The sequence below is a fragment of the Paenibacillus sp. S-38 genome, assembly GCF_049942825.1.
Lineage (GTDB): Bacteria > Bacillota > Bacilli > Paenibacillales > NBRC-103111 > Paenibacillus_G.
In genome coordinates this window covers 4,414,677-4,428,605 of record NZ_CP187970.1, presented here as the reverse complement: position 1 = coordinate 4,428,605, position 13,929 = coordinate 4,414,677, and the positions used below count along the sequence as shown (strand labels likewise).

9 protein-coding genes are annotated in these 13,929 nt (G+C 61.7%); all 9 read left to right on the top strand.

Annotated elements, in window-relative coordinates:
* The first annotated feature begins 239 nt into the window (after positions 1–239).
* The 9 genes from ACP26L_RS19765 (at position 240) to ACP26L_RS19725 (ending at position 13,832) form a co-directional block, all read left to right on the top strand.
* Positions 240–1,157, top strand: a complete 918-nt coding sequence (locus ACP26L_RS19765; protein WP_426445662.1) for a helix-turn-helix domain-containing protein — start codon at positions 240–242, stop codon at positions 1,155–1,157.
* 189 nt (positions 1,158–1,346) lie between these two features.
* Entirely contained in the window at positions 1,347–2,372 is a 1,026-nt protein-coding gene (locus tag ACP26L_RS19760; protein ID WP_426445660.1) for a dienelactone hydrolase family protein, read from the top strand.
* A gap of 142 nt (positions 2,373–2,514) precedes the next feature.
* Positions 2,515–3,636 carry an ABC transporter ATP-binding protein gene (locus tag ACP26L_RS19755; protein WP_426445658.1) on the top strand — a complete coding sequence of 374 codons (1,122 nt, stop codon included), beginning with the start codon at positions 2,515–2,517 and terminating at the stop codon, positions 3,634–3,636.
* Positions 3,637–3,652: 16 nt separating this feature from the next.
* The gene (locus tag ACP26L_RS19750; protein WP_426455017.1) at positions 3,653–6,640 is read left to right on the top strand and encodes an extracellular solute-binding protein; all 2,988 of its coding nucleotides are present in this window, start codon (positions 3,653–3,655) and stop codon (positions 6,638–6,640) included.
* Positions 6,627–7,601, top strand: a complete 975-nt coding sequence (locus ACP26L_RS19745; RefSeq protein WP_426445656.1) for a carbohydrate ABC transporter permease — start codon at positions 6,627–6,629, stop codon at positions 7,599–7,601. The genes ACP26L_RS19750 and ACP26L_RS19745 overlap by 14 nt, the downstream gene beginning before the upstream one ends.
* A 1-nt stretch (position 7,602) precedes the next feature.
* The gene (locus ACP26L_RS19740) at positions 7,603–8,502 is read left to right on the top strand and encodes a carbohydrate ABC transporter permease (protein ID WP_013918423.1); all 900 of its coding nucleotides are present in this window, start codon (positions 7,603–7,605) and stop codon (positions 8,500–8,502) included.
* Positions 8,502–10,004 carry a DUF5060 domain-containing protein gene (locus ACP26L_RS19735; RefSeq protein WP_426455015.1) on the top strand — a complete coding sequence of 501 codons (1,503 nt, stop codon included), beginning with the start codon at positions 8,502–8,504 and terminating at the stop codon, positions 10,002–10,004. Before ACP26L_RS19740 ends, ACP26L_RS19735 begins: the two co-directional genes overlap by 1 nt.
* Positions 10,001–11,500 carry a DUF5060 domain-containing protein gene (locus ACP26L_RS19730; RefSeq protein WP_426445653.1) on the top strand — a complete coding sequence of 500 codons (1,500 nt, stop codon included), beginning with the start codon at positions 10,001–10,003 and terminating at the stop codon, positions 11,498–11,500. The genes ACP26L_RS19735 and ACP26L_RS19730 overlap by 4 nt, the downstream gene beginning before the upstream one ends.
* Positions 11,472–13,832 (top strand): glycoside hydrolase family 95 protein, encoded by a 2,361-nt coding sequence (locus tag ACP26L_RS19725; protein WP_426445651.1) that lies wholly within the window; start codon positions 11,472–11,474, stop codon positions 13,830–13,832. The genes ACP26L_RS19730 and ACP26L_RS19725 overlap by 29 nt, the downstream gene beginning before the upstream one ends.
* Positions 13,833–13,929 lie beyond the last annotated feature (97 nt).

Below are 13,929 nucleotides of genomic sequence, written 5' to 3'. Positions count from 1 at the left end.
GCGGAAAAATACAGTCTTTTCGGCCGCCTGTCGACAATCGGTTAACCGGCGGCCGAAAAGGTTGGCTGCAGTACAGCAGGTTCTTCAGTGCACAAGAACGGTAGACGACTCAACAAATACGATTTGCGTATCGAAAAACGGAATTGATGATTGTAATGTATGCGTTTACATGTCATATTGGGGTACAACATTTCCACCGGAATACAGCCTGGGAATCCGATCGTCGGAAGGGTGTCGAAATGCAAACTTTACCTGGGGTGATGATCATGACCGGGAGAATCGGACATTTAAGCGGAGACATGTTTTTTGAGGAAGATCTCGACATCTTCGTCAACCGGGAGCAGGAGTCGTTTACGCTGTCCCAGCATACCCACGATTTTATCGAAATTTGTTATGTCGGCGAAGGCTGCGGCTACCACTACATCGAGGACCGGGTCCTTCCCGTGAAGCAGGGGGACTTGTTCGTCATTCCCCTGGGCACCTCGCATGTGTTCCGGCCGTCTTCCCCGACGCAGGACAAGATGCTCGTCATCTACAACTGCATCTTCCGCAGCGGTGTGCTCGACCGTTGGAAGGGAATGCTGCAGGAGCATTCGCGCACCTACCACGCCATCTGCCATCCGGCGGAACTCGGCGAGCCGTGGCTGCACATACAGGACAAGTACGACACCTTCCAGACGCTGATCGGCTCCATGCATAGCGAATACCTGAAGCGCAGCACCGGCTTTGAGACCGTACTGTCGGCCCTGCTGGTCCAGATGCTGGTCATGCTGCAGCGCTTCGAGCAGCAGAGTGAGGCGGAGCCTGTGCCGTCGCGCATGCTGGAGGAGGTCGTGCATTTCATCAAATCGAACTATACCCAGAACATCACCGTACAGCATGTCGCCGATTATTTCTTCCTCAGTGCCAGCCATTTTCAGCGTCTGTTCAAAAAATCAACGGGGTTTTCGTTCACGCAGTATCTCCAGAATGTGCGGATTCAGAAGTGCTGCGAGCTGCTCAAGACCACCGACATTCCGATCTACCAAATCGCCAACCAGGTTGGCTACCAGGATATGAAATTTTTCCATGCGCTCTTCCGAAAAAAGACAGGAGTCACCCCCCGGCAGTACCGGCAGAACTTCCAGGAGATTGAAGAGAACGCGTTATCCTTGTAAGCGTTAACATAGGAGAGAAACAGAGGGGAGACGAGAGAAACATCCCCGTGCAGAAATTCATACTTGCCTTACTTACCCGATGCGTACGGGGTTGAAACGACATGCGGTAAAAAAATTTTGCCGGAAGGCGCGGCACTAGAGAGCGGTGTCCGACGATTGCAGATACCAGAAGAGGAGGAGGGCGGACCCATGTGGAATCCGGATCACTATTTGGAGGAGGCCTACCAGGCGGCCCGCGGACAGGCTGCGGGGAAGCAGCACTCTTGGAAAGAGAGGCGGAGCGTCTTGCGTGCGGCCCTGCTTGAGGCACTGGGACCTGTGCCGGCTTCCGACGCTCCACTGGAGCCGGAGGTCATCGGGCGGTGGGAGCTCGGGGCCGGCAGGCTGGAACGCGTCGTCTACACGACGCACGCGGGGCTGCGGATGCCTGCCTTTGTGCTGGTGCCGGCGGGGCTGAAGGGCAGGGCACCGGCGGTTATCGCCTGGCACGGCCACGGTATCGGCAGCCGGGAGCTCGTCGGCCTGCGCACCGATGATACGCCGGCAGAAGAACGGCCCGATGGACGGCGTCCCGTGGCCCAGCAGCTCGCAGAGCGGGGACTCATCGTCATCGCCCCCGAGATCGTCGGCTTCGGCGACCGGAGGCTGGCCGCCGACCTGCCGAAAGACCCGCATACGACCAGCTCCTGCTTCGCGCTGGCCTCCCGTCTGCTGATGTGCGGGCAGACGCTGGCCGGTCTGCGCGTGTTCGAAGCGTCGCGGGCGCTTGATTATACCGCAGGACGCGGCGATGTCGATCCGCAGCGGATCGGCTGCATGGGCTTCTCAGGCGGAGGCCTTGTTGCCGCTTTTGCCGCAGCGCTGGATGACCGCCTGCAGGCGGCCCTGCTGTGCGGCTTCACGAATACGTTTGCCGGCAGCCTGTGGAAGCGGACCCACTGCATCGACAATTATTTACCCGGCATCCTGAAGGCGGCGGAGCTGCCCGAGCTCATCGGACTCACCGCCCCGCGGTCCCTGTTCGTGGAGTCCGGTGAGAGGGACGGGCTTTTTCCTGCGGCTTCCTTCCGGGAGACGGCGGCGGTACTCGAGGCCATCTATCAGGAAGAAGGGGCTCCGGAGCGCTTCGGCTCCGATCTCTTCCCCGGCAAGCATGAAGTATCGGGCCGGCTGTCGTTCGACTGGCTGGCGCAAAGTCTGAAGCGCAATGCCTAAAGCGCAATGCCCCTATAGAGTAAGCCACCACCGCCTATAATCGTCTCACAGGCAGACGATATAATGAAGGTCATTCGGGGAGATTGTAACCGTTCACACTAGAGATAGAGTCAGTAGAGAAGAGCTTGTGGGAGGTGCGGAAGTGGGAAGAATCCTGTTAAAGCAAATTGAAAAGCGCTTCGGCAAGGAACGGGGCTATGCCGTAAGAGATTTTAACCTGGAAATCAAGGACGGCGAGTTTCTCGTCATGGTCGGCCCCTCGGGCTGCGGCAAATCGACCACCCTGCGGATGATCGCAGGTCTCGAGGACATCACCTCGGGCGAGCTGTACATCGGCGACCGGCTGGTGAACCACCTGCCCCCGAAGGACCGCGATATCGCGATGGTGTTCCAGAACTATGCGCTCTATCCGAATATGAGCGTCTTCGAGAACATCGCCTTCGGCCTGCGGCTGCGCAAATCGCCCAAGCATGAGATCGAGCAGTCGGTCAAACGGACCTCGCGGACGCTGGAGATCGAACCGTTCCTGGAACGCAAGCCGAGACAGCTGTCCGGCGGGCAGCGGCAGCGTGTCGCGCTGGGCCGGGCGATCGTGCGCAATCCCGAGGTGTTCCTGATGGATGAGCCGCTCTCGAACCTGGATGCGAAGCTGAGGGTGCAGATGCGGACGGAGATCATCTCCCTGCACAAGCAGCTGGGCGTGACCATGGTGTACGTGACGCATGACCAGGTGGAAGCGATGACGATGGGCCACCGTATTGTGGTCATGAAGGACGGCCTGATCCAGCAGGTCGACACCCCCCAGCGAATCTACAACCACCCGGCCAACATGTTCGTCGCGGGCTTCATCGGCTCGCCTCCGATCAATTTCCTGGAGGGCAAGCTGCTGGAAGCGCCGGACGGCGGGCTGGAATTCCATACGAAGCAGTACTATCTTCGCGTCCCTGAGGGCGCCTCGGAGAGACTCAAGGAGAAAAAGAAAGTGAACCGCACCGTGTTCCTCGGCATCCGCAGCGAGCACATCGGGGTCGCTGCTCAGAGAGACGGTGCGCAGCCGCATGACGCCATGATGGGAATCCACAAGTTCGGCGAGCTGATGGGGGCCGACCGCTTCGTGTATGCCGATATCGGAGCCTCGAAGCTTCTCGTGGCCCGCACCCCGTCCGACCAGGATTTCGCAGATGATGAGAGGGTTATGCTGATCCCCAATATGCAGAAGGCGATCTTCTTCGACGGAGAGACCGAAGAGAATATCCTTGATTAAGAGCAAAGGCGGAGGGATGGAGTTGAAAGCGTTAAGTCGAATACGGACGCGGCTGGCAGCCCTGCTTGCCGTCGTTCTCACGCTTGTCACTGTCCTGTACGGCACGGCTGATCCTGCAGGGGCGGCGGACGGCGCCAAACCGGCAGAAGGACAGACCAAGGGGCAGGCGGCGGGCGATGCAGAAGGCGGGGCGGGACTCACCGGCCGGAACGATCCGTATTATTCGGAAGTGCTGGAGCGGTGGAAGAAGGAGGGAGCGTCCGCCGATCATACAGCGCAGATCCTCATCCCCGGTTCCCGGATCGCCGGGCATGCCGAGGGAGCGAAAGTGCAGACGGGCGCTTACGAGGGCAAAGACAATGTCCTAATCTGGAATGCGGGACGAAACGAGTGGATCGAGTACGAGGTGGATGTGCAGCAGGGGGGATTATATACCCTCACGATGTCCTACCATCCATTCGTCGATTCGAAGAACCGTAAGCCGATCGCGCTGAATATCACGATCGACGGGAAGAGCCCGTTCCTGGAGTCGAAGTCGATCGAGCTCTACCGGCATTGGAGGGATAAGCTTCCGGTGCGGACGGACGACCGGGGAGATGAGATCCGTCCGGTGGCGGAAGACATCTCCGGATGGCAGACCTGGGAGCTGCGCGACAAGGCGGGCGCTTATGCGGACGCCCTGCAGTGGTATCTGCCGGAGGGCCGGCATAAGATCCGGCTGAACGGCAGCGATCCCCTGGCCCTCGAATCGATCCTGCTGCAGCCGCCGGCCAAGACGGAGGCCTATGCAGCGGTCAGGCAGAGCCAGCCGGCTGCCGGCGCAGTAACGGCACAGCCGGTGACCATTGAGGCCGAGCGGGTGCAGTGGAAGAGCGATTCCTCTCTATCGCTGGCCTATGACAATGATATCGCCAATACCCCTTATGTCCAGGGCAGAATCACCTATAATACGATCAACGGGGAACGGTGGAACGCCGGGAACCAGGAGATCTCCTGGAGCTTCGACGCGCCGGAGACCGGCTATTACCATATTGCGATGCGGGCCCAGCAGGGTTTCGTATCGAACCGCTCTTCGTTCCGCACGGTGCTCGTCAACGGGAAGGTGCCGTTCTCCGAGCTGAAGGCGTACCGCTTCCTGTATGCGTCCGGCTGGCGCGGGCTGACGCTCGCGGACGAGGAGAACCGGCCGTATGAGTTTTATCTCGAGAAGGGAACCAACACGATCTCCATGCGGGTCACGTATGCTCCGCTGAAGCCGCTCGCTGTCGAGCTGGAAGAAGTGATCGGAGAGCTCCGTAAGCTCTTCGCAGACGTATCGGCGCTGACCGGGGGCGTGGACGACAAGAACCGGACCTGGGACATGGAGCGCGATCTGCCGGGCTTCGTCGAAGGACTGCAGGCTACCGGGGACCGGATCGACGCGATTCGGGAGAAGCTGACCGAGCTCAACGGCCGGCCGGACTCCGTCTCGCAGGGGCTGGTTACCGCGCGCAAAGATATCGACGCCATGCTCGCGGATGCGGACGAGATCCCTTATGATCCGGGCCGCCTCGTCGAGATCCAGGGCAAGGTCGCCGATCAGATCGAGGCGCTGGGCTCCCAGCCGCTGCAGCTTGACCGCCTGTTCGTAGTCCCCGCCGGGCAGCCGCTTCCGAAGATGGAAGCGTCGGCCGGAGAGAAGTTCTGGGGCGGGGTGGCCAACTTCTTCGACTCATTCAAAGCCAAGGGCAAGTGGAGTGAAGACAATGAAGAGGCGCTCGACGTCTGGATGTTCCGCGGACGGGATTACGTGAACCTGCTTCAGGGTCTGGTGGATGAGCAGTTCACGCCGCAGACCGGCATCAAGGTCAAGGTCAATCTGCTCAAGGACGAGAAGCAGCTCGTGCTCATGAACGCAGCGGGCATAGCGCCTGACGTCGCTCTCGGCATGCCTCAGGACATTCCGTTCGACTACGCGATCCGGGGCGGCATCTATAACCTGAAGCAGTTCCCGGACTTCGAGAATTTCTTCGGGCGGTTCGCACCCGGCTCCTGGACTCCGTTCTACTATGACGGGGGCTATTACGGCGTGCCCGAGACCCAGTCGTTCCAGATGATGTACTACCGCAAAGATATTCTCGACCGGCTCGGCCTGAAGGTGCCGGATACCTGGGAGGAGCTGTACCGCATCCTGCCGGTGCTGCAGCAGAACGGGATGAATTTTACACCGGTGGAGCACAATGCGTTCATGCAGATGCACGGCGCCGAGTATTATACGCCGGATGGCACGAAGACCGGGCTCGGCTCGGACAAGAGCTACGAAGCGTTCAAAATGTGGACCGACCTGCAGAACAAGTATGCCGTGGACCAGCGGATGGACAGCTTCTACATGCATTTCCGCGAAGGTTCGTACCCGATCGGCATTGCGGACATCAATACGTATATCCAGCTGACGGTAGCCGCTCCGGAGCTGAACGGACTGTGGGGGCTCGCTCCCGTACCGGGCGTCCGGCAGGCTGACGGGCAGGTGGCCCGCTGGCTCGGAGGCAGTATGCAGTCTTCGGTCATCATGAAGAATGCAAAACGGCCGGCCGAAGGCTGGGAATTCATCAAGTGGTGGACCTCCGCCGCCGTGCAGGAGCGGTTCGGCACGGATCTCGAGACGCTCAACGGCGTCACCTTCCGGTGGAACACGTCGAATATCGAAGCGTTCACGAAGCTGCCGTGGCGAGATGACGATCTGACGGCGATCATGGAGCAGTGGAAGTGGTTCCGCGAGATCCCGAACGTACCCGGCAGCTACTTCATGGAGCGGGAGCTGCGCAACGCTTGGACACGGACCGTCATCGGAGGCATGAACTACCGGACTTCGCTCGAGACGGCCGTGAAGGAAGTGGACCGCGAAATCCGGCGGAAGGTCCAGGAGTTCGGCTTCATCAGCCCGGATGGAACCGTGATCCGCCGAATGAATCTGCCGTCCATTACGAAGCCTTGGGAAGGAGTGGAGCCGTATGTCCAAAAGTGAATTGATCGTGCAGGCGCCTGGCATCAGCCTGGGGCAGCGGCGCAAAGGCAGGCTGGCGGAGCTGCTTAAGACCCTCTGGTCGTACCGCGTATCCTATTTGTTCATCGCCCCGTTCATGATCTGCTTTATCTTGTTTATTCTGCTGCCGGTCATTGCCGCCGTAGTGCTGAGCTTCACCCACTACAATTCGATCGAGCCTCCGCGCTTCGTCGGCTGGGATAACTTCCGCTACATGCTGACGCAGGATCTCATCCTGATGAAGCATGCGCTGCCGAATACCCTGACCTTTGCGCTCATCGTCGGTCCGGGCGGCTATGTGTGCGCGTTCCTGCTCGCCTGGCTGATCTCGATTTTGCCCGCCGTCTTCCGCAAGTGGTTCACGCTGGCGATGTATACGCCGTCGCTGGCGAGCCTTGTGGCGATGAGCATCATCTGGACGCCGCTGTTCTCCAGCGACCGGATCGGGTATCTGAACCATTTTCTGCTGAACCTGAATCTCATCAGCGAGCCCGTACCGTGGGTCACGAGTAAAGATCATCTCATGACGTCCATGGTCGTGGTTACCTTATGGAAAAGCATGGGCATCGGCTTCCTCGGCATGCTGGCCGGCCTGCTGAACGTCAATCCGGAGATGTATGAGGCCGGCAAGCTGGACGGCATCCGCAGCCGGCTGGAGGAGATCTGGTACATTACGATCCCGGCGACGAAGCCGCAGATGCTGTTCGGGGCGGTCATGGCGGTCGTAGGTGCGGTCCAGATCAGCGAGATCGGTACAGTGCTCTCCGGCATGAATCCGACGCCTGAATATGCGGCGCACATGATCACCACACATACCGACGATTATGCATTCACCCGCTTCGAGCTCGGCTATGCCACGGCGCTGACGGTGTGCCTGCTGACGATCGTCTACCTGGCGCAGAAGCTGTGCTGGAAGCTCTTCGGTACGAAGGAGGACGAATAACATGAATCTCGCGGCCAAACTGAGCGGATGGGTGCCCTGGCGGAGGCGTTCGAAGCTCGGGCGCTGGAGTCCGACCGAGCGGGTGGCCTTCGTGCTGCTCGTGCTCATCAGCATCTTCATGATGCTGCCGATCGTGTACATTTTCAACCACGCGTTCAAGCCCTACCAGGAGCTGTTCGTGTACCCGCCGAACATTCTCGTCCGCGATCCCTCGATCCAGAGCTTCATCGAGCTTCTGGCTTCGACGAAGACGACGGCCGTGCCGGTGACCCGGTATATGTTCAACAGCTTCGTCGTAACCGGGCTGTCCGTCACGCTCATTACGCTGTTCAGCGCGATGTGCGCCTACGCGATCTCCAAGCACCAGTTTCCGGGACATAAGGTGGTCTTCGGGACCATTCTGCTGACCCTGGTCTTCGTCCCCGAGACCGTGGCCATTCCGAAGTATCTGGTGGTGAGCCAGCTCGGTATTTTCAATACGTATTGGGGGCATGTGCTGCCGCTGGTGGCCGTTCCCACGGGGGTATTCCTGATGAAGCAGTTCATCGATCAGGTGCCCGGCGAGCTGCTCGATTCCGCGAAGATGGACGGGGCGAAGGAGTGGACCCTGTTCGTGCGCATCATTATTCCGGTCGTGCTGCCGGCGATCGCCACGATCGGCATTATCGCCTTCCAGAGCGCATGGCAGAATACGGAGACGTCGATCTCCTACATGCAGGATGAAGAGATGCGGACCTTCCCCTTCTACGTCGAAACGCTGACGAGCGGCATGGCTAACAGCGTGGCCCGGCAGGGCGCGCTGGCGGCGGCGACGCTGCTGCTGTTCCTGCCCAACCTCATTATCTTCCTTGCCTTCCAGAGCAAGGTGATCGCCACCATGGCGCATTCGGGGATCAAATGATGGAGAGGAGAACGATCGGCGTGAACAGAGTAGGGACCGCTGTGGCTGACAGCCGGGAGACGGTAGAGCAGTGGGGCCGGTTCGAGCTGGTTCTGGAGGGCCCGCAGGAAGGCAATCCGTTCCAGGACGTTCGTTTGTCGGCCCGGTTCCAGTACCGGAACCTGACGATGGAGGCCGAGGGCTTCTATGACGGGGACGGGGTCTACCGGGTCCGCTTCATGCCGGACCGGCCGGGTGTCTGGCGGTATGTGACGCGAAGCAGCTCTCCGGAGCTTGACGGTCATACGGGCGAGTTCGCCTGCACGCAGGCGGGCGAAGGCAATCATGGCCCGGTCCGGGTGAAGGGCCGGTACGGCTTCGCTTATGAGGACGGAACGCCTTATATGCCGTTCGGCACCACCTGTTATCACTGGACGCACGGGGGGAATACGGCGCAGGAGGAGCTGACCCTGCAGTCGCTCGCTGATTCACCCTTCAATAAAGTGAGAATGTGCCTGCTTCCGACCCGGGATATGCAGCCTCCGCTGCAGACGGTCTTTGCCGGCTCCTCCCCGGAGGACCTCGACCGGACGCGGTACAATCCTGCATTTTTCCGGCATCTCGAGCACCGGCTGGAGGACCTGCTGAAACTGGGGATTGAGGCGGACCTCGTGCTCTTCCATCCGTATGACAAAGGGTGGTGGGGCGTCGACAACATGGAGGGGCAGCAGGACGAAATGTACCTGCGGTACTGCATCGCAAGGCTCAGCTCCTACCGCCATGTGTGGTGGTCGCTGTGCAACGAGTTCGACTTCAACAAATTCAAGACGGTGGCGGACTGGGACCGGCTGCTGCAGCTGACCCAGCGGTTTGACCCTTACCAGCATCTGCGCTCGATTCACAACGGGACGAAAATGTACAAATCGTCCAACCTCTACGACTTCACGAAGCCCTGGATCACGCACCAGAGCATCCAGCACTGGGACGCGGAGCTTACGAGCCAGTGGCGGCTGACGGCGGCCAAGCCGATCGTCATCGACGAGATCTCGTACGAGGGCAACAGCTCGCGGCGCTGGGGGAATATCTCGGGCCGGGAGCTCGTGCACCGGTTCTGGGAAGGAGCGAGCCGGGGCGGCTTCGTCGGACACGGGGAGTCGTTCATCGACCGGGAGACCCGGGCGTGGATCTCGACGGGCGGCCGTCTGTACGGAGAGAGCACGGCACGGATCGCCTTCTTGCGGCGCATCCTGGAGGAGGCCCCGCCGGAGTGGATCGAGTCGCCGGGCGAAGGAAGCTGGCGCCTGGTGTACTTCGGACGGCGTCAGCCGGGCTGTCACTGGCTGGAGCTTCCGGCGGAGGGGGATTATCAGGTTGAGCTGATCGACACCTGGGAGATGACCATTCTGCCGCTCGAAGGGTTGTTCCGCGGGCGGTGCCGGATCGGGCTGCCCGGCCGGCCTCAGATGGCGCTGCGCGCCCGTCCGGCGGGCGCGGGATCAACGGAAGGAGGGGAGCGCGGGTGAACGTTCAGTCGAAGGTGGAACGCTGGGGGCTGTTCGAGCTGAAGCTTCGTGGCCCTTCGGAGGGGAATCCCGGCGAAAAAGTGAGTCTGTCGGCCGGCTTCACCAGCGGCAGCCGGTATGGGGAAGTGGAAGGCTTCTATGACGGAGACGGAACCTACCGGATCCGGTTCATGCCGCAGGAAGAAGGGACATGGACGTACCGGACGCAGAGCAGTGCTCCCGAGCTTGACGGCCTGACAGGTCAGTTCACCTGTGTCGGCCCGTCTGCGGGGAACAGGGGACCGGTAAGAACGCGGGGTGAAGCGCATTTCGCTTATACGGATGGCACCCGCTTTATCCCTGTCGGTACCGTCTGCAGCCAGTGGCACCTGCAGAATGAAGAGCGGCGGGCTGCGACGCTGGAGGCGCTTCGGACCTCGGCGTTCAATAAGGTGCGGATGAGCATCCTTCCGTTGAGCGGCGAGCTGTCCGGTGGGCTGCCCGGAGAGGTACCGGAGCCGTTCGGCCGGCACCCGGATGGACGGGTGGACGGCAGCCGCCTGCAGCCGGAGTACTTCCGGATGCTCGACGAGCGGATTGCCGAGCTGAGAGCTTGCGGCATCGAGGCGGAGCTGGTGCTGCTGCACCCGGGTGCCTTGGGAGCCGGGGACATGAGCACGGAGAACGAGGAGCGCTACGTGCGTCACTGTATCGCGCGTTTCGGTGCCTGCGCCGGAGTATGGTGGTCGGCAGTGGAGGAGCCTGAGGGCTTCGCCGGTCGGACACCGGGAGACTGGAACCGGCTGCTCCGCCTGATCGCGGAGCTGGACTGCGGCGGGCACCTGCGTTCGGTCCGCAGCCGGCCGGGGGCCTGGGATTTCGGCTCGCCTTGGACGACGCATATCAGCCTGGATACCCCGGATGTCAAGGCAGCATCGGACTATACCCGGGCTTACGGCAAGCCGGTGCTCATCGACGGCGCGGGAAGCGAGGGGAACCTGAATCATCCGGAGGCCAGCCTGACACCCGAGGAAATGGTGTCCCGCCTCTGGGAAGGGGCGGCCCGCGGAGGCTACGTGAGCTGCGGGGAGGCGTATGAGGAAGAGGACGGCGGGCCGCTCTGGTGTATGCATGGCGGGAGGCCCCGGGGCGAGAGTTCCGCACGTGCTGCCTTTCTTCGGCGGGTGCTGGAGGAGCTTCCGGACGGCATGCGCTACAACAGCGACCGCTATGATGCGGCCACGCTCGAGATCCGCGGCGAGTGCTATCTGCAGTACTTCGGTCCGCACCGCTTTGCCTTCCGGGGCTTCGAGCTGCCGGAAGGCCGCTACACCGTGGACCTGATCGATACCTGGCAGATGACGGTTGAACCGCTTCCCGGCGAGTATGAGGGGCGGTTTCGGATCGATCTGCCGGTGAAAGAAGACTTAGCCCTGCGCATTCGCAGAATACCCGGAGCCCTGAGCGGACCGGCGGAGGAGGAAAGAGATGGAACAACGGAGAGCATCCAAGCATGACAAGCTGTGGTACGAGAAGCCGGCCCGCGCCTGGACCGATGCCCTGCCGGTCGGCAACGGCCGGCTCGGCGCCATGGTATTCGGCAAGGTCAACCAGGAACGGCTGCAGATCAACGAGGATTCCGTCTGGTACGGCGGCCCGCTGAACGGGGACAATCCCGACGGCCGGAAGTATCTGCCCGAAGTGCGGCGTCTGCTGCTGAAGGGCAAGCAGCTCGAAGCGGAAGAAGCGGCGCAGATGGGGCTGATGTCGATTCCCAAGTCCATGCGCCCGTACCAGCCGCTCGGCGATCTTCATATTTACCATGACGGCGAGAAAAAGATGATCTCGAACTACTACCGCGACCTCGACATCGAGGAGGGCATCGCCCATGTGGGCTACTGCCTCAACGAGGTGCCGCACGTGCGGGAAGTGTTCTCCAGCGCGGTGGACGGGGTGCTCGCCGTCCGTATCACCTGCGGGCCGGACGCCAAGCTTAACCTGCGGATGAACGTCAGCCGCAGGCCGTTCGACGAGGGCACACAGCAGCTCGCGCACGATACCATCGCCATGTGCGGGGAGAACGGCAAGAACGGCGTAACCTACTGCATGGCTGTGAAAGCAGTCCCCGAAGGCGGCTGGGTCAATGCCTTCGGCGATTTCCTGGCCGTCCGGGATGCGAATGCCGTGACGATCTACATCGCAGGCGGCACGACGTTCCGCTCGGAAGATCCGATGGCCGAGTGCGTGCGCCAGCTCGAGCAGGCGGAGCGCAAGGGCTATGATGCGATCAAGCGCGACCATGTCGCCGATCACCGGAGTCTTTACCACCGGGTGAAGCTGGAGCTGGACCAGGAGCAGGTCGCGGGTCCCGATCCGTCGACGCTGCCGACCGATGCGCGCCTTCAGCGCTTCCGGGAGGGCGGGGAAGATGCGGGACTGTTCCGGCTGTATTTTCAGTACGGACGCTATCTGATGATGGCGAGCTCGCGCCCGGGCTCGAATCCCGCGAATCTGCAGGGCATCTGGAACGAGAGCTTCACCCCTCCCTGGGAATCGAAGTATACGATCAACATCAATACGGAGATGAACTATTGGCCCGCCGAGAGCTGCAATCTCCCGGAGTGCCACGAGCCGCTGTTCGACCTCATCGACCGGATGCGGCCGAACGGCCGCAGGACCGCCGAGCAGCTGTACGGCTGCCGGGGCTTCGTCGCCCATCATAACACCGATATGTGGGGCTCCACCCAGGTCGAGGGTAACTATATGCCGGGCTCGATCTGGCCGATGGGGGCGGCCTGGCTCTCGCTTCACCTTTGGGAGCATTACCGCTACGGCCTCGAGGAGACGTTCCTCCGGGAGCGGGCTTATCCGGTGATGAAGGAAGCGGCGGAGTTCTTCCTCGATTACTTGTTCGAGGACAAAGACGGGCGCCTGGTTACAGGTCCTTCCACCTCGCCCGAGAACAAATTCATCATGCCTGACGGCAGCGTGGGCACGCTGACCATCGGCCCGTCCATGGACATCCAGATCGTATTCTCGCTGCTGCGGGCCTGCTCGGACGCAGCGGGGATTTTGCGCACCGATGACCTTCTGCGCGAGAAATGGGAAGAGGTGCTGCGCCGGCTGCCCCCTCCGCAGATCGGAAGGCATGGCCAGCTGCAGGAGTGGACGGGCGACTGGGACGAGGTGCACCCGGGCCACCGGCACATCTCCCACCTGTTCGCGCTGCATCCCGGCGAGATCATCCATGTGCGGCATACGCCCGAATGGGCGCAGGCGGCACGGGTTACGCTGGATCGCCGGCTGGAGAACGGAGGCGGCCACACGGGATGGAGCCGCGCCTGGATTCTCAACTTCTATGCCCGGCTGGAGGACGGTGTGAATGCGTACGCGCACCTGCGCGCGCTGCTGGCACAGTCGACGCTGCCGAACCTGTTCGACAATCATCCGCCGTTCCAGATCGACGGCAACTTCGGCGGCACGGCAGGTATCGCCGAGATGCTGCTGCAGTCGCACCGCGGCGAGATCGCGCTGCTGCCGGCACTCCCGCCGGCATGGCGGAGCGGCCGCGTGTCCGGCCTGCGTGCGCGGGGAGGCTTCGAAGTCGATCTGGAGTGGGCGGACGGTGCGCTGGTCCGCTGCGTGATCCGGGCGGGCCGGGACGGCGAATGCCGGATCGCCTGCCGGCAGCCGCTGTCTCCCCTGCGGGTGGAGGCGGACGGAAGCGCCGTGGGCACGACGGACGAAAGCGGGCTCACCCGCTTTGCCGTCCGTGCCGGGGGCACGTACGTGCTCGCGCCGGAGCCGCTCGCCGAGCCTGCGCCGCAGCAGATTGCCGGGTCGGTGTAAAAGCATATGCAGATTGGGAGGACCGCCGGGAGGCGGTCCTTTCGCGCTGCTTGGGGAAACTGCAGGGTTAGCTTGAAGCTGGTGAGAGGCTTATGAG

Bases quoted from the DNA above. Each gene is read 5' to 3' on its own strand.
- ACP26L_RS19765 (WP_426445662.1), top strand. From the start codon at position 240: ATGCAAACTTTACCTGGGGTGATGATCATGACCGGGAGAATCGGACAT.
- ACP26L_RS19760 (WP_426445660.1), top strand. From the start codon at position 1,347: ATGTGGAATCCGGATCACTATTTGGAGGAGGCCTACCAGGCGGCCCGC.
- ACP26L_RS19750 (WP_426455017.1), top strand. From the start codon at position 3,653: ATGGAGTTGAAAGCGTTAAGTCGAATACGGACGCGGCTGGCAGCCCTG.
- ACP26L_RS19745 (WP_426445656.1), top strand. From the start codon at position 6,627: ATGTCCAAAAGTGAATTGATCGTGCAGGCGCCTGGCATCAGCCTGGGG.
- ACP26L_RS19740 (WP_013918423.1), top strand. From the start codon at position 7,603: ATGAATCTCGCGGCCAAACTGAGCGGATGGGTGCCCTGGCGGAGGCGT.
- ACP26L_RS19735 (WP_426455015.1), top strand. From the start codon at position 8,502: ATGGAGAGGAGAACGATCGGCGTGAACAGAGTAGGGACCGCTGTGGCT.
- ACP26L_RS19725 (WP_426445651.1), top strand. From the start codon at position 11,472: ATGGAACAACGGAGAGCATCCAAGCATGACAAGCTGTGGTACGAGAAG.